This window comes from Halalkalibacter lacteus, assembly GCF_036663595.1.
Classification (GTDB): domain Bacteria; phylum Bacillota; class Bacilli; order Bacillales; family Bacillaceae_D; genus Halalkalibacter; species Halalkalibacter lacteus.
Genome location: NZ_JAWRVL010000011.1, coordinates 85,591 through 104,260, shown reverse-complemented (window position 1 = coordinate 104,260; position 18,670 = coordinate 85,591). Strand labels below are relative to the sequence as shown.

The 18,670-nt window shown below is 37.2% G+C and carries 21 protein-coding genes; 7 read left to right on the top strand and 14 right to left on the bottom strand.

Annotated elements, in window-relative coordinates; genetic code table 11:
• Positions 1-28: 28 nt before the first annotated feature.
• From copZ to SAZ04_RS10280, 4 genes are all read right to left on the bottom strand, one after another.
• Complete coding sequence (gene copZ, locus SAZ04_RS10295; RefSeq protein ID WP_332694736.1) at positions 29-247, bottom strand: copper chaperone CopZ; 219 nt, start codon at positions 245-247, stop codon at positions 29-31.
• 79 nt (positions 248-326) lie between these two features.
• Positions 327-632, bottom strand: coding sequence for a metal-sensing transcriptional repressor (locus SAZ04_RS10290; RefSeq protein WP_332694734.1), 306 nt, complete (start codon positions 630-632; stop codon positions 327-329).
• Positions 633-709: 77 nt separating this feature from the next.
• A complete protein-coding gene (locus tag SAZ04_RS10285) occupies positions 710-1,273 on the bottom strand; it encodes a hypothetical protein (protein ID WP_332694732.1) in 564 nt (187 codons plus the stop codon).
• A 173-nt stretch (positions 1,274-1,446) separates the two neighbouring features.
• Entirely contained in the window at positions 1,447-2,247 is an 801-nt protein-coding gene (locus SAZ04_RS10280; RefSeq protein ID WP_332694730.1) for a S1C family serine protease, read from the bottom strand.
• Between the two features lie 316 nt (positions 2,248-2,563).
• On the opposite strand from SAZ04_RS10280, the gene SAZ04_RS10275 reads away from it, so the two are divergent.
• The 3 genes from SAZ04_RS10275 (at position 2,564) to SAZ04_RS10265 (ending at position 4,329) form a co-directional block, all read left to right on the top strand.
• Entirely contained in the window at positions 2,564-2,911 is a 348-nt protein-coding gene (locus SAZ04_RS10275) for a YojF family protein (RefSeq protein WP_332694728.1), read from the top strand.
• A 15-nt stretch (positions 2,912-2,926) separates the two neighbouring features.
• Positions 2,927-3,592 (top strand): bacillithiol biosynthesis deacetylase BshB2, encoded by a 666-nt coding sequence (bshB2, locus tag SAZ04_RS10270; protein ID WP_332694726.1) that lies wholly within the window; start codon positions 2,927-2,929, stop codon positions 3,590-3,592.
• 215 nt (positions 3,593-3,807) lie between these two features.
• Positions 3,808-4,329, top strand: coding sequence for a GNAT family protein (locus SAZ04_RS10265; RefSeq protein WP_332694724.1), 522 nt, complete (start codon positions 3,808-3,810; stop codon positions 4,327-4,329).
• A gap of 140 nt (positions 4,330-4,469) precedes the next feature.
• Here the strand turns inward: SAZ04_RS10265 and SAZ04_RS10260 are convergent, their stop codons facing one another.
• A complete protein-coding gene (locus SAZ04_RS10260) occupies positions 4,470-4,817 on the bottom strand; it encodes a tyrosine-type recombinase/integrase (protein WP_332694722.1) in 348 nt (115 codons plus the stop codon).
• Positions 4,818-4,958: 141 nt separating this feature from the next.
• Positions 4,959-5,132, bottom strand: a complete 174-nt coding sequence (locus SAZ04_RS10255) for a hypothetical protein (protein WP_332694720.1) — start codon at positions 5,130-5,132, stop codon at positions 4,959-4,961.
• A gap of 367 nt (positions 5,133-5,499) precedes the next feature.
• Between SAZ04_RS10255 and sda the strand changes: the two genes are divergently transcribed.
• Positions 5,500-5,664 (top strand): sporulation histidine kinase inhibitor Sda, encoded by a 165-nt coding sequence (gene sda, locus SAZ04_RS10250; protein ID WP_332694718.1) that lies wholly within the window; start codon positions 5,500-5,502, stop codon positions 5,662-5,664.
• Positions 5,665-5,883: 219 nt separating this feature from the next.
• Here the strand turns inward: sda and SAZ04_RS10245 are convergent, their stop codons facing one another.
• The 5 genes from SAZ04_RS10245 to SAZ04_RS10220 all read right to left on the bottom strand — a co-directional run bounded on the left by SAZ04_RS10245 (position 5,884) and on the right by SAZ04_RS10220 (position 10,262).
• Positions 5,884-6,246 carry a restriction endonuclease gene (locus tag SAZ04_RS10245; RefSeq protein WP_332694716.1) on the bottom strand — a complete coding sequence of 121 codons (363 nt, stop codon included), beginning with the start codon at positions 6,244-6,246 and terminating at the stop codon, positions 5,884-5,886.
• Positions 6,247-6,283: 37 nt separating this feature from the next.
• Complete coding sequence (locus SAZ04_RS10240) at positions 6,284-7,969, bottom strand: GMC oxidoreductase (RefSeq protein ID WP_332694713.1); 1,686 nt, start codon at positions 7,967-7,969, stop codon at positions 6,284-6,286.
• A 530-nt stretch (positions 7,970-8,499) separates the two neighbouring features.
• Positions 8,500-8,763: a hypothetical protein gene (locus tag SAZ04_RS10230; protein ID WP_332694711.1), complete on the bottom strand. Its 264-nt coding sequence runs from the start codon at positions 8,761-8,763 to the stop codon at positions 8,500-8,502.
• Between the two features lie 20 nt (positions 8,764-8,783).
• Positions 8,784-9,296, bottom strand: coding sequence for a divergent PAP2 family protein (locus tag SAZ04_RS10225; protein WP_332694709.1), 513 nt, complete (start codon positions 9,294-9,296; stop codon positions 8,784-8,786).
• A gap of 84 nt (positions 9,297-9,380) precedes the next feature.
• Positions 9,381-10,262, bottom strand: a complete 882-nt coding sequence (locus SAZ04_RS10220; RefSeq protein ID WP_332694707.1) for a DUF4349 domain-containing protein — start codon at positions 10,260-10,262, stop codon at positions 9,381-9,383.
• 164 nt (positions 10,263-10,426) lie between these two features.
• Here SAZ04_RS10220 and SAZ04_RS10215 point away from each other — a divergent pair, with 164 nt between their 5' ends.
• The gene (locus SAZ04_RS10215; RefSeq protein ID WP_332694705.1) at positions 10,427-11,965 is read left to right on the top strand and encodes a hypothetical protein; all 1,539 of its coding nucleotides are present in this window, start codon (positions 10,427-10,429) and stop codon (positions 11,963-11,965) included.
• A gap of 84 nt (positions 11,966-12,049) precedes the next feature.
• Here the strand turns inward: SAZ04_RS10215 and SAZ04_RS10210 are convergent, their stop codons facing one another.
• Together SAZ04_RS10210 and recQ are read right to left on the bottom strand one after the other, a co-directional pair.
• Positions 12,050-12,388 (bottom strand): SCP2 sterol-binding domain-containing protein, encoded by a 339-nt coding sequence (locus SAZ04_RS10210; protein WP_332694703.1) that lies wholly within the window; start codon positions 12,386-12,388, stop codon positions 12,050-12,052.
• A 422-nt stretch (positions 12,389-12,810) separates the two neighbouring features.
• Positions 12,811-14,922 (bottom strand): DNA helicase RecQ, encoded by a 2,112-nt coding sequence (recQ, locus tag SAZ04_RS10205; RefSeq protein ID WP_332694700.1) that lies wholly within the window; start codon positions 14,920-14,922, stop codon positions 12,811-12,813.
• Between the two features lie 473 nt (positions 14,923-15,395).
• On the opposite strand from recQ, the gene SAZ04_RS10200 reads away from it, so the two are divergent.
• Both SAZ04_RS10200 and SAZ04_RS10195 read left to right on the top strand, forming a co-directional pair.
• The gene (locus SAZ04_RS10200; protein ID WP_332694698.1) at positions 15,396-16,988 is read left to right on the top strand and encodes an ABC-F family ATP-binding cassette domain-containing protein; all 1,593 of its coding nucleotides are present in this window, start codon (positions 15,396-15,398) and stop codon (positions 16,986-16,988) included.
• Between the two features lie 120 nt (positions 16,989-17,108).
• Positions 17,109-18,023: a DMT family transporter gene (locus tag SAZ04_RS10195; RefSeq protein WP_332694696.1), complete on the top strand. Its 915-nt coding sequence runs from the start codon at positions 17,109-17,111 to the stop codon at positions 18,021-18,023.
• Here SAZ04_RS10195 and SAZ04_RS10190 read toward each other — a convergent pair.
• Positions 18,018-18,620, bottom strand: a complete 603-nt coding sequence (locus tag SAZ04_RS10190) for a DedA family protein (RefSeq protein WP_332694694.1) — start codon at positions 18,618-18,620, stop codon at positions 18,018-18,020. The two genes, SAZ04_RS10195 and SAZ04_RS10190, sit on opposite strands and share 6 nt — an antisense overlap.
• Positions 18,621-18,670: the final 50 nt, after the last annotated feature.

The window sequence follows — 18,670 nt, the reverse complement described above, 5'->3', positions numbered from 1 at the left end:
AAGAAAACGTGCCTTTTGGGCACGTTTCTCAGGAGTTAGACGAAACAACGTCATATCCCTGATCTTCAATTTCTTCTTTAATCGTATTAATAGATACGCTGCTCGGATCATAATCAACTAAAACTGTACCATTATTTAAAATCACTTCAACAGAGTGCACTCCATTAAGTTTTCCGACACTACCTTCAACTGCTGCTACACAATGATTGCAAGACATGCCTGTAACTTGAAGCGTTGTTTTTTCCATGTTGTTCAACACCTTTATTTAATAGTATAGCTTTTATATTACCATACACCCCTAGGGTAATCAAGAAAGTGTTTTATACTTACGTTTTGGTCAGTCGTTCAAAGACATCCATCAATTCAGCTATTGATTCTTCCCCGTTTCCACTTTTAATTGCATCCGTTACACAATGTTTCGTATGATTCTCCATTAGTTGCAAGCTGACTTTTTTCATTGCCGCATTAATTGCAGAAATTTGCGTGATAATATCCACACAATAACGATCATTTTCGACCATATTTTGTATTCCTCTTACTTGTCCTTCTATTCGTTTTAGTCGATTAATCAACTGTTCTTTTTCACGAGAATGTCGATGACTAACAACTTTATGTTCGATTTCCTCTGACATCGGCAACTCTCCTTCACCTTAACATTTTCTTAGTATATAGTTAACTATTATATAATTTTTCATGCTTGTCAATCACCTCAACCTAGAACGGAGTGATGTTCGATTGGATCACCTTTTTCTTCCGGGAAAAATGTAGTTACTTGTTCAAAAGCCATAAATACAAATAAGACAATTAGCAACGCAATTAGAGGATGTCTAAGAAACGTAATGAAAAGAGACTTTGATGGGGCATGGAATAAACGAATCGTGAATAAGAGAATGATTAAGCTAATCATAAATAAAAATTTCAACAGTGAATCTTCCTGCCCAACTGGAGACATCTCGCCAATCATGGCTCCCATCATCCCCCCCATCAGACCAGCTAACATCCCTTCTAATGTTGTAATAAGTTGAGCTGGAAGGCCGAGAAAAGCTCCAATTGTCATGCCAATAACAATTGCGATTATCGTAGATTGTACAAAGTCTCCTCGGAGCAATAGACCCATGATCGTTCCAAATAAAAGACCGGCTGTCATCCCGCCAGCCATCGCAGTCATCATTACACTCATTTGTGACTCTTCGCGATTTTGAACAATTACTACATAATAACAAATAAATAACAACGTAGATGATACGAAAAAAAGAAGCAGTCCTGTTGACATAATTACCCCTCCAATAAACCTCTTTTTATTATCTATATTTCAGTAAGTGTTGTAATAGTACAAGTGCTAACTAGCTCTGTGTACGTTCTGAAGTTTCCATGTATGTTTCCGCTATTTTTTAAATACAAAAAAGCAAGCCTCACACCTAAAGTAGGCGTTGACTTACTTCTTTCTTATTGATCATCAATCAGTTCTTTTAAATGTGGAATTTCTGTTACGATTCGTTCAATGGGAATTGCAAGACCGTGCCCCTCTTCTTGACTTCGAATCGGTGGAATGGACCTCGCATACACGACACCCACAACTTCCCCTTTTTCAGATAAAACAGGACTTCCACTATGTCCTGGGAAAATATCGTTCGAGATTTTCAAAACTTGATAAGGAGTTTCGTCATTAAGAATCTCTCCTTCATTGACAATTTGCGTTTGAGAAAGTGGGTTCCCAATGACGTAGATTTTCTCCTGTTCTTTGGCATCATTTACTCGTATAGGTAAAAATGGTAGGTCAGCACCTTCTATCTTTAGTAATGCAACATCTAAATCTTCATTTGATTCCAAAGTTTCTGCATGAAAAATCTCTCCATTAGGAAATACGACCCCTAGCGGCTGACGGTTATGGATCACATGATGATTCGTTAAAATATACCCGTCAGGATGAACGTTAAATCCAGTTCCTCTCCCGCCATTTCCTTGTATCGTAACAACAGATTCTTTAAATTCAACGATATGCTCTTCTTGACTTAATTCATCAGAAGTCCGAGCTAATTCACGCGAATCCAAAGAAAAAAGGTTAAACCAAATATTTGCGACTTGTAAAAGAAGAAGACAAGCTACTCCAATTCCTATGAAGCGAATCATTATTTTCTTTGAATGTTTCTTTTTAATCTCTTCTTCCGTATCCTCTTCATCAAAAAGAAAATCCTCAGGAATCGGTACATACTCCTCATCTTCTTCAGGTCTATAATCATCTTTCACAAAATCTCACCTACTTATTTAGGACTCATTTTCAATAAATTAAATCTAATCACCTTGAGCCTAAAAGGAGTCAATATCATCTAATTCTTTTTCGTTAACGGCATACTGATGAATCACCAAAACACCTTACAAACTCTCAATTTCTATCTTATCAAAAAAGAAGTTAATATGACATTTAATCGTTGTGCACTTTGGTTATTGTCCCACTATTATTTTGTTTATCTTAGACCAAGTTATAACCCTATTCACAATTGTTGGTTGTTCTGAGAAAATTGCTTTATACTAATACATAAAGGCTGAAGAATTGGAGGATCGTATGGAAGTTATTAACGTAAATGATGTACAAAATGTAATTAATTCTTTCGCTAATCAAGAAGTATATTTGCATTTAGAAACGACCAATGGAGCTTATGCGTCTCATAATGATACAGCTTTTTATTCTGCAAGTGCCTATATTCGAAATGCAAAAATCACTTATGAGCATGGAAAAATCATGGGAGAAGGACCATATCGCGTTGGACTAAAACTTGAAATTGGCTGGGTCTACGCTGAAGGGTTAACACATTTTGAATTAGATGAGGCCAATAGATTACTACTTGGAGGGCATGGATATGATGGGAAACTTGGAGTTGCCCTTCAAATTAGTCATACACCTTTTGACTAGGAAGGAGAAATCTCTATGAACAAAGAACGCCATATCCTTGTAGTATTTCCTCACCCTGATGATGAAGCATTTGGCGTCTCAGGGACAATTGCGATGCACGTAGCAAATGGGACTCCTGTAACATATGCTTGTTTAACACTTGGAGAAATGGGACGCAACCTAGGAAACCCTCCATTTGCTACACGAGAATCACTACCGCAAATTAGGAAAAAAGAGTTACTACTTGCAGCGCAAGCCATGGGCATTGAAGATTTACGTATGCTTGGATTTCGAGATAAAACGATTGAGTTTGAAGATGATGAAAAACTCACTTTATTAATAGCCAACTTTATTAAAGAACTGAATCCTTCTTTAATCATTTCCTTCTATCCCGGTCATTCCGTTCACCCAGATCATGATGCAACAGGACGGGTAGTCGTACGCGCGGTTGAACGCATTGATGAACAATATCGCCCCACCCTGCACTGTGTCGCATTTTCCAATAATCACGAAGATGAAATTGGTCCTGCAGATGTAATTATGAATGTTTCTGCATTTGCAGAGCAAAAGAAAAATGCCATACGAGCTCACCTTTCACAAGCAGCATGGATGCTTAAAGACATGGAACCAAAATGGGCGAGCGGTGATCAAGTAGCTCTTGAATGGTTGCATACCGAACACTTCTGGACGTATAAATTTTAACAAACTAGTAAAGCTGCCTCACGCGTTGGAGCAGCTTTTTTATATAGAAATTGTATATGGCGAGTAAATGTATCGATGCAGAGAGAAAACCATTCATTCCCGCTAGTAAACTCCTCTTTAAAGCTAGTAATAGGACTTGCACGTTTTCAGATGTCCCGTTATAATATATAACTTGTGTGAAAGACATAGCGATATAGATTAGAAGGAGTGATTCGATGCTTTTAACAAAGCTTCGGGTGGAGGAGGAAAAAAAAGATCCGGAAGTCCTTGAACAAGACCTAGAAGAACTTGAATTTCAAGTGTTCCGCATGCAAGCAAATGTAAAAGAAATAGCGAAGAAATGGCAAATTATCGGGATTGAACAAACGAAAAAGGAAAAATGGGTGATTGTGTCTATTGTAGATGATGGGCAGGTTTGTAAAATTATGCTAAATGACTGTGAGTCAGCCTATCGAGGCGTTTGGGACTTCTCGATTCAAGCCAAATATGAAGATCAATCAACAATTCATATCGGCGACATAAAAGGCGAAGAAAACAAAGGCTACGGCTCGATTTGCATGGATTATTTAAAAGAACATGCCAAAGATCAAAACATCCAATACATCAAAGGCGACTTAGCCAAACGTGATTGGGACCATCTTGACAGACTCATCCATTTTTATAATAAGCATAATTTTGATGTTGAGGTTGACCATGAGAATCAAAGTGGATCAATCGTATGTCAGCCCCATTGGTAAAATGGGGTTTTTTGCTGTTTTTCGCTGTTTTTCGCTGGTCATAATCTATACATCTAAAAATTGTTATCTAAAAGTCTTGCAGCTTCTTGTTGCTTGTTATTGTCACATGACAATAAATGCCTAAAGTTGTTTTGATATCCTTATGCCTTAGTCGTTCTTAAAACAACTTTAGGATTTATCCCCTTACTCAAAAGATACGTTGCATGCGAATGCCTCAAATCATGATAGCGAATATTGGGTAAATCTAATGCTTTAATTATATTATCGAAACCACTGTTGATTAGAGTAGGTTTAATAACTCCCCCATTCTTCCTGCAAAAGCTTAAATCATGATCAATGTACTCACTTCCAGCCAACGTTTTTTCGCGTTCAATAATTTCCCTTTGCAACTTTAAAATTTCTATAGCTTTATCAGGTAGGAATACTTTACCTAACGAAGATTGTGTTTTACCTTTTGAGGCAACGTCATACCCATCCTTAGTTAACACTACTGTTTGTTGAATATGACATATCTTCTCTTTGAAATAGTGGAATACTCTATGGATACTTTCTTTCTACCCAAGAGTTAGCAAAATCACGAAACATAACGTTACTAACTGATATGCAAACAAAGCGAATTAAACTTAGAATTAATGATGATATTGAGTATGTAGATTTTGATTGTTTAAAAAATGTTCAGAAGGTTTAATCGACTTGCGCTCCTTAGAGGATTCAATAAAATTTGTATGCATAATAATGTATTCTTTGCTTGTTAACTTGCGCTTCAAGCGAGATTCTAATTCAGTTATAATTTGCTCAAACATAGACACACCTCCTTTTCCTTTTACCTATATTACCCATAATTAGGTAAAATTCAATATAATTAGAGGATAATCTCACATGAATATTAATTACATTTACTGGATAATATTAAAATACATGGTTTCTATACAGTAAACAAACATCTCGCGAATAGATTATGTCTAACCATGTAAGGAAGCCCTCACATGATGGTAATGAGGGCTTTTTGTTGTTTAAAATGATCTGTGTTTATAATAAAAAACCTTTCAACCTCTGTAACCAATTTGTAATACAATTTCACTTTATTTAACCTGAAAACTAAGTTACAATTAATTTCTTGTCTGAAAACGAAAAAAAGTTCTTATGTACGTTAGAAAGAGGTTATAAAAAATGTTTAAAAGCTTAGACAATCAAGCCCTCTTAGAAGCTTATTACGAAGCTATAAGGTTGAATTTAGAAATAGGTTTTATCTCCATTTTAAAAGAAGAATTAGATGCAAGAGGTCTTACTACAGAAAAACCAAAGGGAATTCACTTTGTAAATAGATCGATATAATTTCAATTCTCCTTTGTACTTTTTCTTCTAGATCAGCCTAACAGTCCATATTACAAACGATAATGCAATCCAAGGGCAAACTACTCCCTGACCTCTTTACATCTTATTTTTCGTATTATGGTACATGAAATTATTCAAACGTACTAAATGTTGCGCAACGTTTCCTACACTAATTATTTAATTATTCATCTTTAAAATAATCATAGTCAATTGCCTTCACTAAATATGTATGACTATATCAACACCCACATTATGATCGATCATTAACTTTGATAATTCCATACCATCAATTAGTATGATTTTTTTCGCTTCTAATCGTTCTGCATATTTTCTTGCGTTATCTGTAAAGTAAGAGGTCGTAATAAAGACTCCTTTTCTCGCACCTTTCCCATCTAAAGCACCAGAAAAGCTTTGAACGACATCACGACCAACTGAATTATTAGCTGCATAACGTTTAGCTTGCACATATATTTTATCTAACCCTAATTTATCTTCCTTGATCACTCCATCTAACCCTTCATCATTAGTCCTCTTACTAACTTTTCCATCACCATAGCCCATAACAGTTAGTAACTCAACCACTATATCTTCAGGTCTGTATTTCAATATTGGAGACTAACTAAGTTAAATAACGGTTAATTATATAATCTACCGTACGTATTGAACATGCGACGGTTGTTAATGTTGGATTGGCCGCTCCGATTGAAGGTAATACACTATTATCACAGATAAATAAGTTATCGATTCCATGAACCTGACCAATTGAATTCGTAACGGACGTTTTAGGGTTATTCCCCATCCTACATGTACCAAATTCATGTTGATCCATACCTGGTGTAAATAAACACGGCTGGGTATCCATTGTAACGTTCATTTCCTTGGCAGCACTCGTCAATGACGATGTCATTTGTTCAATTACTTGATAATCGCGTTCACTATATGAAAAAGTTGCTTTTAACTTCGGAATACCATACTCATCCACACTTGAATAATTAAGTGAAAGTCGATTTTCATAGCGAGATTCCACAATTCCAAATCCTATTATTGCTAATTTAAGAATAGGCTCTATAGGTCGTTCTTCAAACTGGTACCAAAAGTAATTAAACGGATCAGTCCCTTGTATTTGCAATTGAAATGGCTTGTTTATTGAACTCGGAATTAAAATACCTGCAACACCAACCTCTTCGGGAAACTGACTTCTGTCCGTATTTACATTCGCAAAAACAAATGAATGATTCGCGAGATAATGACCAAGTGCTGGACTAGTAATCGCTGAGTTTAACAAAATACGTGTTGTTCCAAATGTACTTGCGGCAAGAATGATTGTTTTTCCTTTTATTGTATAATGCTCATTATTTTTTGAAACTACTTTTACCCCACAAGCCGTTCCATTTTCCTGTAATACTTCGTATACACTCGCATTCACAGCTAAATCAAAACTAGTTTTATTTAGCGCATAAGCTAAAAAGTTTATCGAACTAAAGAAAACATTAGAATGAACCTTTCCATATTTCGTCATGTCAAGGTCCACTGCCATTGGGTAATTCTCTGCATGAATAAATCCCCCTTGTAGCAATCGTTCCAATAGAACCGATTGAAGTGCAGAATCACGAGTATATAGCTGATTTACATTCATAATTTTTTCAGCTATCGTGTAATAAGGAGATAAATCATGATAGTTAATCGGCCAATCTTTAAAGTCTTCAGGCTGAAGTCTCGGTGAAACAGTCCCCCAATGTATGGTTCTCCCTCCAAGTGCAAAAAATTGGGTTGCTCCTGAAAAATCATCCCATTCTAATCCAATAGGATGACTATAGTTTGGATTTAACAAATATCGTTGTAATCGTTCAAAATTAAAAGTAGGTAAATTTTGAGCATGGCTTTGTAACAATAAGTCTCCAGCCTCAAGCATTGCAACTTTCTTCCCGCTATCCTTCCATTTTTCGCATAACCGCCAAAGTGCCGCTCCGCCCCCTGCTCCACTTCCAACTATGATGACATCATACATTTTTTGACTCATCTCTTCTAAAGTGGTCAACGGGATCCAATTGTCCAATGGTTTTAAAGGTGGTTTCTCAGGCGGACATGCGTCAATAAATTGACCTATTGGCGTCTGAACTTGTTGTCTGCGTTTTCTTATCATTGCTCTTTTTGGCGGGCTTGGGATTTTTACTTTTTGCCCCTTAACAACTGTATTCGCTGAAGTGATATGTGAATTAACGGAGAGCAGTTGATCAATAGACATATTGTGGCTCTTTGCAATTACTTTTAACGTTTCGTTCACTCTGCCAATAACAATCTTCACCAAAACTACCTCCTATCTTCCTTAAGTTTGACTAGTCGATATATATGATTTTAATAACTAGTCTTAGAAGATTTTTAGTAATTAAAAAGTAGTTCATTGCAGTTTAGATAGCAACTCTTAGATTACTCCACTGTCTAGAAAGTTCCTTTCACGCCAATAGTTTGCCTTCTCTAAGGAACGTGCGGTGTTAGCCAAGTAATATCCCACGTCCACACTTGATTGGGGCCTTTTGCCATATGGCTTTCTGCTTCTTCGTTCCGGTCTTTTGCTCCGTCCACGATGATGCTGCAGATTTTGCTCACGCAACACACGATAAAAGCAAGATTCTGATGCCATGTAAAATACGCTGGTCAGCTAGCTTCGGCGAAGAGAGGATATACATATACACATGACAATTAAGATAAGCATGACTTTGATGTTCATGTTGATTATAATAATAAATCAGGCGAAATTAAGTAGAATTCGTCTGATTAGAAGCTAAAAGGAAGCTGGGTTTCCCAGCCTCCTTTTAGTAATCTTTTGATGCAATATCAGCTACCATAAATAGAATAACCGAGACCACTTCGGTGAAACTGAGCTTTTCTCATCTCTGTTTCTCCTTCTACCGGAATTTCCTTTATTTCTGCATCATCAATAGTCCCAGAGTTTGCAGGATCTAGATCTTCTTCTTGCTCGACTTCTTCTGCATTTCCATTTACCGGCTCGGTTTCTTCGCTTTCATCAGCTTCTATCCCACAAGCTACGACTCCCACTAATAAGAAAGCAATATATGCTAATAGCATCCATCGTTTCATCTTTCGTTCCTCCCATATGTTCAATTACACATGAAACGTCCGATCTTTATGAAAGGTTTCAATCTTCTATTGCTCCCTGTTAGTGCATAGCCAATAGAACCCGTTAAGAGTCCTAAGAGCGCTCCTCCAAGTACTTCTTCAGGCATATGCCCTAGGCGCTCTCGTAATTTTATTGAACCATCTGACACGTGATTAGCCTGTTCTTTGTGTAGACCAGATAGCAGCTTCAACTCTTCATCCATTTCATTTACTTTTATCGTTAATTCCCCCGTTTGTCTACGGATTCCTTGTGCATCATACATTACAATTAGCCCAAACACAGTTGATAAAGCAAAATCAACTGAGCAAATTCCTTTTTCTAGAGCCACATAAGTCGCTAATGCCGTTACTCCAGCTGAGTGAGAACTAGGCATCCCCCCTGTTTCAAGCAAAATCTCTGAATCCCACTCACCTGTTTGAGCTTTATTTATCGGTATTTTTAATGTTTGTGCAATTCCTATTGTTGCTAGAGCCGTTAACATCGGACGATTCATAGTCTTCACCTCTTTTTTATTGTTTGAAGAGAGGGATTGAAGTATGCACTATGATAAGCGAAATATTAAAGACAGAACGTATCTTTATTCCTTGTTCTTTTTGTTCTTCCTTTTTATAAAGACAACCAGACCGATAAGTATGACAATTGGCAGTACAACTGGACTTAATCCAACTAGAAAGACGACGATACCGGAAACAGCTGCTATTAGAACATTTATCGTATCAATAAATAATTTTTTTGAACGCTCCCACGTATTTAACTCATTTCCTTGTAACGTTGAAGCTGTTATCGCATTCTCATGAATCGTAATTGTAACGGTTGAAAAATCGACTTGATTTTCAAGGAATTGCTTTCTTCCTGTCATCTGCTCAATTTCTTCTTGAACGATTGCTAAATCATTTGAAATTTTCAACAGATTTTCAGTGTTATCAGCATGATCCATAAACGTAAGCAATCGCTCTTCAACAACACGTTTAGCCTTTAACCTTGATTCAAGATCTACAAATTCTTCTGTTACATCATTCCCGTGTGTCCGCTGCTCCAAAATTTTCACGTCACTATTACCTATATGATCAAAAAATGGTTGGAAATCCTGTTTCGGTATGCGAAGGACGATGGAACCAAAAAGTTGCCCTTCAGCTTCTTCATTGTAATGTGATTCTACAATATAACCACCTAATTCATTTGCTTTTGCTTGGATCTCATCTCTTGCCTTCATATAATCTTTTACTTCAATCGTTATATATCCTTGATAAATAACCATTCTTTCGTCAACACTTTCAGTATTAAATACCCGAGATTCATGAGCTTCACTTTCTAGAGAAGTACTTTCTTCAGTTTTAGCCATCTCGTCTTGATCTGCTACAGCATGATCCGTTTGCACCGATTCTTGTTGTTGATTGCTACAAGCCATTAATAGAATTAGTAAAAATAACGTTGAAAGCCATACTTTCACATTCATCATAGTCCCCCCAATTTTTACTTCATGAGACGATGTGAAAGTCATATACGTTTCAAAAAATATAATTTACTATTCTGATTAATCACTGAATAGGCTTACAAATGTTTACCTTTTAAACGTTATAGGGTAAGCTTTATAAGCAAAAAATTAAATAAGGGGTCACGTTAATGGAAATTATGGATCAAATTACCCATTTACAAGTATTAAATCAGTTTTGGATTTTGCTGTTTTTCCTCGTTCCTATGGTTCTAATCTCAAGAACAGTAGTAGCTGGGACACGATTTTCTCCTATTCTGATCATTGTTATCTTTGGGCTTTTACTAGGCTTTCTTTTAGTTTCGGTTGGAATTGCTACTCCCGGTTTAGTGGAATTTCCATTTGTAGACTTAATGGCTCGTACGACCATTATTGCGTTAACGGTTTCTTTCTTTGTCGGTGGACAGGAATTACGTAAGATTCTCGGAAACAAAAAAATGGAGGTTGACGACATTGTCGTTCCTTCAGATGAAGAAACAATCTTAGGGACTAGCCGCACACAATTGTTCTTCATAGTCCGTTCGTTTTTCTTATTACTCGGTATTGAAGGATTCACAAGAATGATTTTACACGGGCAAGAAGCAACTGGTCTTGCTAGTTACAACCCACTAATTGCTTACATTGGCCTTATCATTGCTGTTATACTCATCGATAATAAAGCAACAGTAAAGAACAAACAGACGTATATTCGAAAAGGTTTGTTAGAAATTGCTTTAATTATTGCGGTATTACTTTTATCTTATTATATAGCGCAAGCATTTACGTCAATCATTGCCTTGCCACAAATCTTTTTTGCGATGATGATTTCAGCTGCACTTGGTGCCATCTTCCATAATTGGACGTTTGGACCTACCATGCGCGCTCTGCTTTTCGCAGGAATTCCAGTTGTCTTGGCAGCTAACTTTATGGTTGGTGGTTCAAGGATTGGTGATGCCTTTGCCATTCAAGGAATGAATTCTGTACTTGCCTATGGATTTTTTGGTCAATTGTTTTGGATGTTTGGTGGAATAGCCTTAGTCATGCTAATTGCAAGGACTGCAAATACAAGAAATTTAGCCCCAGGAATGGCGGGTTCCTTATCACATTCTGGCTTAACAGGAGCTTGTACGGCTGGAGACTTTGGGAAAGTCGCTGCACAACGCGCTCCTATTATGATTAATATCCCCTTCTTTGGGCATGTGTTTGTTTTTTCTATTTTAGCTATAAGTGCTGAACGCGGAGCATTATGGATTGGTCCATCTGCTATCATTGTAGCCATTGGAGTCGGTTTAACCATATTCGCTCTCTTGAACCTTCGAAAAGCAAAAGGTGATGATCGTAAAGAAGTTAATGCTCTTATGCAATTTTCGTTTGGGTGGCAAATCTGTGCTGTATTCGGTGGTCTTGCGCTGTTAAGTGTTAGTACGATGTCGTTTGAATATACAGCAATGGCACAAACTTCGGCTATTTCTCACTTTGGCTTATTTGCCGCCATACAAGGAGAGATGTTTGGATCAGAAGCAGCATTACTTATTCCGTTTATTTTCTCGATGCCTTTTTTAGTGCATCCACTTGTTTTTTATATGTTTGGTAAAGCGATGGAACGAGACGGTGAAATGCCTGTTAAACCCGTTTTTACTCTCGCAATAATTGGGGTCATCGGTGTTGCTTACGCTCTTTTTCTAGCGTAACGTCATATCTATAAAAAAGAATACAAAAAAGGGGGACTAATCGATCACTGATTACGTTCCCTTTTTTTAATAAATACAAACGTGTTATGCGAGCTCTTGGTACGTTCTAACTAATTCTTGCAGTTTTATAGCAAGACCAATTTTCCCGCTTACTTTTAATTGGCCTGTCATAAAAGCCATCGTTGGATTCAGCTCATCGACAAGGAGTTTTTGAAGGTGATGTTCAGATAATTTCAATGTGACGTCAGCGTCTTTTTGCCCGTCCTCCACTAAAAAAGCTTTTCCTTCTTTTAGTTGTTCAATTTGGATAGTCGCTTTGTTCGTTAAATCAAATTGAAACACTCGGTCTTTTTCATTTTGAATACGGTCAGGATAACGATTGACTTTGTCGACAAATGTTTTTAACTGTTCGACCACACTCATCTACTTGCCTCCTTCTTTTTCTTTCTTTTTACCATATTCACGCTTCATGTAAACGATTCTTTTTTATGTTGATGAATAAAAACGATTTATTTTGAAATAGTAACTAAATGTGGGGAGGGTGTTTCTAAATGGAAACAATGAGAATTCTTCAGTATGTATGTTCTTTTCTCGGAACAAGCTGCCTGATTTTCACTTATATCCAAATGGCAAAAAAACGCAAAAAAGAGACTATCTCAAAAGGGTCTGAGCCTGACTAGTTAGCGCAATATTCGACGTCTTGACTTCTTCTAAAGAAACGATATATTGTACACTAGCGGTCAAACCCTTGTTTTTTGAGTCAGCCTCTTACTTAGTTGTTCAATGCTTTTTCAAGATTCTTTTGGTTGATTGACCAGTGCGAAATAATTCAAACATATGAAAACCTACTTACCTAAAGTAAAGCGAATGTCATGGTATGTGATATGTTCAGGAAGGATTTCTTTAATAGGTTTCAACCTTTCTGTCCCTACTTCTTCGGCTGCTTGCATGATTAGTTGTTGCTTTTCGTCTTCTACATATTGTTTAAGATTTAGCTCTACCCCTTCTTGCTCTGCGCGAAGAAGATGCTTGACGATAGTCTGGTCTGTTAGTGCAAGTGCCTCTACTAACTCTGCTATCGTCTCGCCATTTTGAAACCGCTCTGCCGTTTCGAGATATTTCCCTTTTTTAGAAGAACCATTTCGTTTCGGCATTACTATTTCACGTTCGGCCGGCTTATCATTTTCAAATTGATTAAGCACTTCTAAAAAGGTCAGTCCATATTTTTCTTTTTTTTGCTCCCCGACTCCAGAAATAGAAGAAAACTCGTCCAATGTTAAAGGAATATAGCGACTCATTTCTTTTAGTGTTCTGTCTGAGAAAATCATATACGGTGGTACATTGTTTTCGGTTGATAACTGTTTACGTAATTGACGCAATGCTTCAAAAACATCGTCCTGTTCCTCCGGTTCATCAGGTGCTAAAGCTTGGGTTACATGCACGCTTACTTCTCCTGTCAATACTTGCACTGCTTTTTCTGTTAATTGAATGGTTGGGTATGAAGTACCTGTGGGTCTTAGATATTCCTCAGCCATTAAAATATCGATAAACTCAGCAACATCTTTTTGCGTCCAATCACTCATTAACCCGTAAGTCGTTACATTTGTTAATTTTAACTGCTTTAACTTTTGATTCGTTGAACCGACTAAAATTTGAGCGATAATCGTTTTTCCAAAGCGCTCCCTCACCCTTTTCACACAGGAGAAAACCATTTGAGCTTCTTTCGTGCGATCGATCTTCTCACCTGTCTGAACACAGTTCGAACATTTTCCGCATGTCTTATCAGTATCATCACCAAAATAGGATAAAATATATTGCTGCAAGCATCGTTCTGTATGACAAAATGCAGTCATTTGCTGCAACTTCTTGAATTCCATCTCTTGCCTGTCGTTCGAACGATCAGATTGTTCGAGCAAAAATGTTTGAGTGCGAACGTCTTGTGGACTAAATAAAAGAACACAGTCGCTGTCTTCTCCATCTCGCCCCGCTCTCCCCGCTTCTTGATAATACGCTTCAACTGTTCTAGGCAAATTATAATGAAGCACAAACCGGACATTCGATTTATCTATTCCCATCCCAAACGCATTCGTTGCAACAATGATTTTCACTTCATCATGAATAAAAGCTTCTTGTCCTTTTGATCGTTCCTGTTCATTCATTCCTCCATGATAAGGTGCTACTTCAAACCCTTTAGATTGTAATTCATGATAGATTTGCTCGACTTCTTTTCTAGTTGAAGCATAAATAATCCCAGATTCATTTTTCCTAGCAGCTAAAAAGGAAAACATAAACTTTTTTTTATTCACACCTTTTTTCACTTGGAACGTTAAATTGCTTCTCTCAAACCCAGTTGAAATAACATATTGTTCTTCTATATGTAAAAACTGTTGTAAATCTTTACATACTTGGGTTGTAGCTGTAGCTGTTAATGCAAGAACCGTTACTCGCTGGGGCAAGTGTTCAAGCCATGAGGATATTGATAAATAACTCGGTCTAAAATCATGCCCCCATTGAGACATACAATGCGCTTCATCAATGGCCACGAGTGAAAGGGAGATATGCTGTAAAAGTTGTTGAAATGTAGGATGCCCCAACCTTTCAGGAGCTACATACACGAGTTTGTAGAAGCCTTCTTTAATACGAGAATGCCTAATCCTTTCTTCATTCGAAGATAACGTACTATTCAAATACGTTGCTGGTATATCAAGCTCATTTAAGGCATCTACTTGGTCCTTCATCAACGAGATTAACGGCGAAATGACTAATGTTACTCCTGGAAGGACTAACGCTGGAATCTGATAACAGAGCGACTTCCCACCACCAGTCGGCATAATACCGATCGTATCAATCCCATCTAGCACTTGTTCGATAATCGATTGCTGTCCCTCTCTAAACGCATCATAGCCATAGATCGCTTTTAATTTTTTTTGAGCTGCTTGTAGTTTGTTTTTCTCCATCACTAGTCTCCTTTTCGATATTGATTGAGAAACGTATCGTTAAATTACTACCACTAACGAGGTGACATGAACATGCCGTTGAAACAAGAAAGTACTTCTGGCTTCATTATTGTTTCTTTCGTTATGGCAGCATCTATTTTCATCATGTTGTTTACAGGTGAACAATTTGTTACCGTCTTTTCCATTTAGACTATTCGTATTATTTTTCCGTTCTTTTAGGTGCGATTATTGTTATCTATTCGATGCGTTCAACAAAATGACTAACTAAAACGATGCTCGCAACGATTCATCGTTTAGCTGTCTTCTTTTTGGGTATCTTTAACACCATCATTTATCGTACCATGATCATCTCAAACGGTCGAGCGTTCAATAAAGTTTGCTATTCATAAAAAAAAAACGTTAGAATGCTAGCCCCTTGTCCACAATGAATGGTATAATTCATTCGATTATGGACATTGGAGGCAAACGTATATATGATTACCGTTACAAATATTGGATTGCAGTATGGAGACCGTAAATTATTCGATGAAGTAAATATTAAATTCACTCCTGGAAACTGCTACGGACTGATCGGAGCAAACGGAGCAGGAAAATCTACATTCTTAAAAATTTTATCAGGGGAAGTTGAACCGCAACAAGGTGACGTTCATATGAAGCCTGGTCAAAGACTTGCTGTTTTGAAGCAAAACCACTTTGAATATGAAGAAGTCGAAGTACTAACAACTGTTATGATGGGACATGCTCGTCTTTATCAAGTTATGCAGGAAAAAGATGCTATTTATATGAAGGAAGACTTCTCTGATGAAGACGGCATGAAAGCTGCTGAACTTGAAGGTGAATTCGCTGAAATGAATGGATGGGAAGCAGAATCTGAAGCCGCCATTCTTTTAAAAGGTCTCGGTATTTCAGATGAGCTTCATACAAAAAAGATGGCTGATTTATCAGGTTCTGAAAAAGTAAAGGTTCTACTGGCACAAGCTTTATTCGGCGAACCTGACGTACTCCTTCTAGATGAGCCGACCAACCACTTGGATATTAAAGCAATTGAATGGCTTGAAGAATTTTTAATTAACTTTGAGAACACCGTTATCGTTGTTTCTCATGACCGCCACTTCCTTAACAAGGTTTGTACACATATTGCTGACTTAGACTTTGGAAAAATACAAGTTTATGTTGGTAACTACGATTTCTGGTACGAATCAAGTCAACTAGCTCAAAGAATGGCTCAAGATCAAAACAAGAAAAAAGAAGAAAAAATTAAAGAGCTTCAAGGTTTTATTGCACGATTTAGTGCGAATGCATCAAAATCCAAGCAAGCAACATCTCGTAAAAAGTTACTTGATAAAATTGAACTTGATGACATTAGACCTTCATCACGTAAGTATCCATATGTTCATTTCACTCCTGAGCGTGAAATTGGGAATGACGTGTTGCTCGTAGAAGGAATTACGAAAACCATTGACGGGGAGAAAGTTCTAAATAACATCAGCTTTACAATGAATAAAGAAGACAAGATCACATTAGTCGGCAATAACGAAATTGCAAAAACGGCACTCTTTAAAATTCTGACTGGTGAGATGGAACCAGACAGTGGGTCATACAGATGGGGAATTACAACCTCTTCAGCATACTTCCCTAATGACAATTCTGAGTTCTTTGAAGGGTGTGACTTAAATTTACTTGACTGGTTGCGCCAGTACTCTCCAAATGATGACAGCGATACGTTCTTACGTGGCTTCCTTGGCCGTATGCTCTTTTCTGGTGAAGAAGTTAAGAAAAAAGCTAACGTCCTTTCTGGTGGAGAAAAAGTTCGCTGTATGTTATCAAAGATGATGTTAAGTGGGGCAAATGTGCTTCTTCTAGATGAACCAACGAACCACCTTGACTTAGAATCCATCACAGCAGTGAACAATGGTTTAATTAACTATAAAGGGGCAATGATCTTTACTTCTCATGACCATCAATTCAATGAAACCATTGCCAATCGGGTAATCGAACTGACTAATGATGGCGTCATTGATAAACAAATGACGTATAATGAGTATCTAGAAACGACTAAGAAATAACAGATGGAGGATGGCTCAGATCGAGTCGTCCTTTTCTATATCCTTTGGATTTCAACTGTTAATAGTTAGGTATGACATGATATAGTAATTAGGACTGTCACGTAAGGAGGTTTTAAAGAAATGACTGTTAAATTCGCATACATACTAGCGATAGTAGGTGCTGCATTTTGGGGAGTAATTGGTTTATTCGTTCAAAATTTATATCAGTTTGGCTTTACAGCTTGGGATGTTGTGGCAATACGAGCTATATTCTCTGCCGCTATGTTACTTTTATATGTGGTCGTCTGGAAACGAAACATTCTTCGTATTCGTCTGAAAGACATTCCACTGTTTATTGGATCAGGTATTATAAGTATTGTCTTCTTCAATTGGTGCGTGTTTACTGTAATCGATCAAGCAAATCTTTCATTAGCAGTTGTGCTGTTATATACTGGACCACTTTTTGTCACTCTTCTATCTAGATTTTTCTTTAAAGAACTACTAACATTTCGAAAGGGAATGGCGATTATCGTCACCTTAACAGGATGTGCATTCGTAGTTGGTCTTTTGCCCTCTCTTCAGACGGTTATAACGACATCGACATTGTTGATTGGAATTGGATCAGGGTTCTTCTATGCGCTTTATAGCATTTTTGCTAAAGTAAGCAGCAAACATTATGGATCGATTACAATTACAACTTATTCATTTATTTGTGCTAGTGTATTTATGCTTGCTTCAAGTCAAATTGTCCAAAAAGCACCATTGTTCCTTAATTGGACGGTTTTAGTAAATAGTGTTGGCTTAGCATTAATCCCAACAATCTTTGCTTATTTATTGTATACAAAAGGTTTAAGCTATATCGAGTCAAGTCGCGCGTCTATTCTATCCACGATCGAGCCAGTCGTTGCAATTGGTATTGGCTTTATCTTTTTTCAAGATGTTCTGACATGGTGGCAGTGGTTAGGTGTATGTCTTGTCATCTCGTCTATCATTCTCGCAGCTGAAACATCTAGAAACCAAGATAAAAAGGAAACAACTCCTGCGCAAGCTTCATAGCATTCGACGTTGGCGGTGTTTCCTTCGTTTTACAATTTGAAATACGATGACGACTGCAACAATAGCAACTAATGAATAGATTAATTGTTGAACGAACGTCGACCAATCACGAATGGAATTTCCATAATAAAAACCAATAAAGAAGTAAAAGGATAGCCAAGCAAAGGCAGAGCTAAATCCAATTATGGCAAATAATCGATACGTAATACCAGACATTCCAATACTAAATGGAACAGCATGACGAACGAATGGAAAAAAATAACTAAAGCTTGCCGCCTTAAGTCCATATTGATCTAATAACTCTTTTCCTTTCACAGCACGAGAATACCAAATTGATTGATTATCTTTCTCCAATTTCGTGTTTTGAAATACGGCATAACCAATTACATACAAAAGCGTTCCATGTAAAAGAATACTGCTATATATAACTAAAAATGTCGGCAAAGGATCTAGCATCTTCGTTGTAGCGAGCAGCCCCCCACTCATTAACAAAATTTCATTTGGGACAGGAAAGAAAAACAACCCAATCGCCATAATAAAAAATAAGGCAATGTAACCATACTTCCAAATAAAATCTATAAAAATAAGTGAGTCCACCTTATCACCTCCATCGTTTTTGTTCATTATTGAAAAAGAAAGGCAGCAAC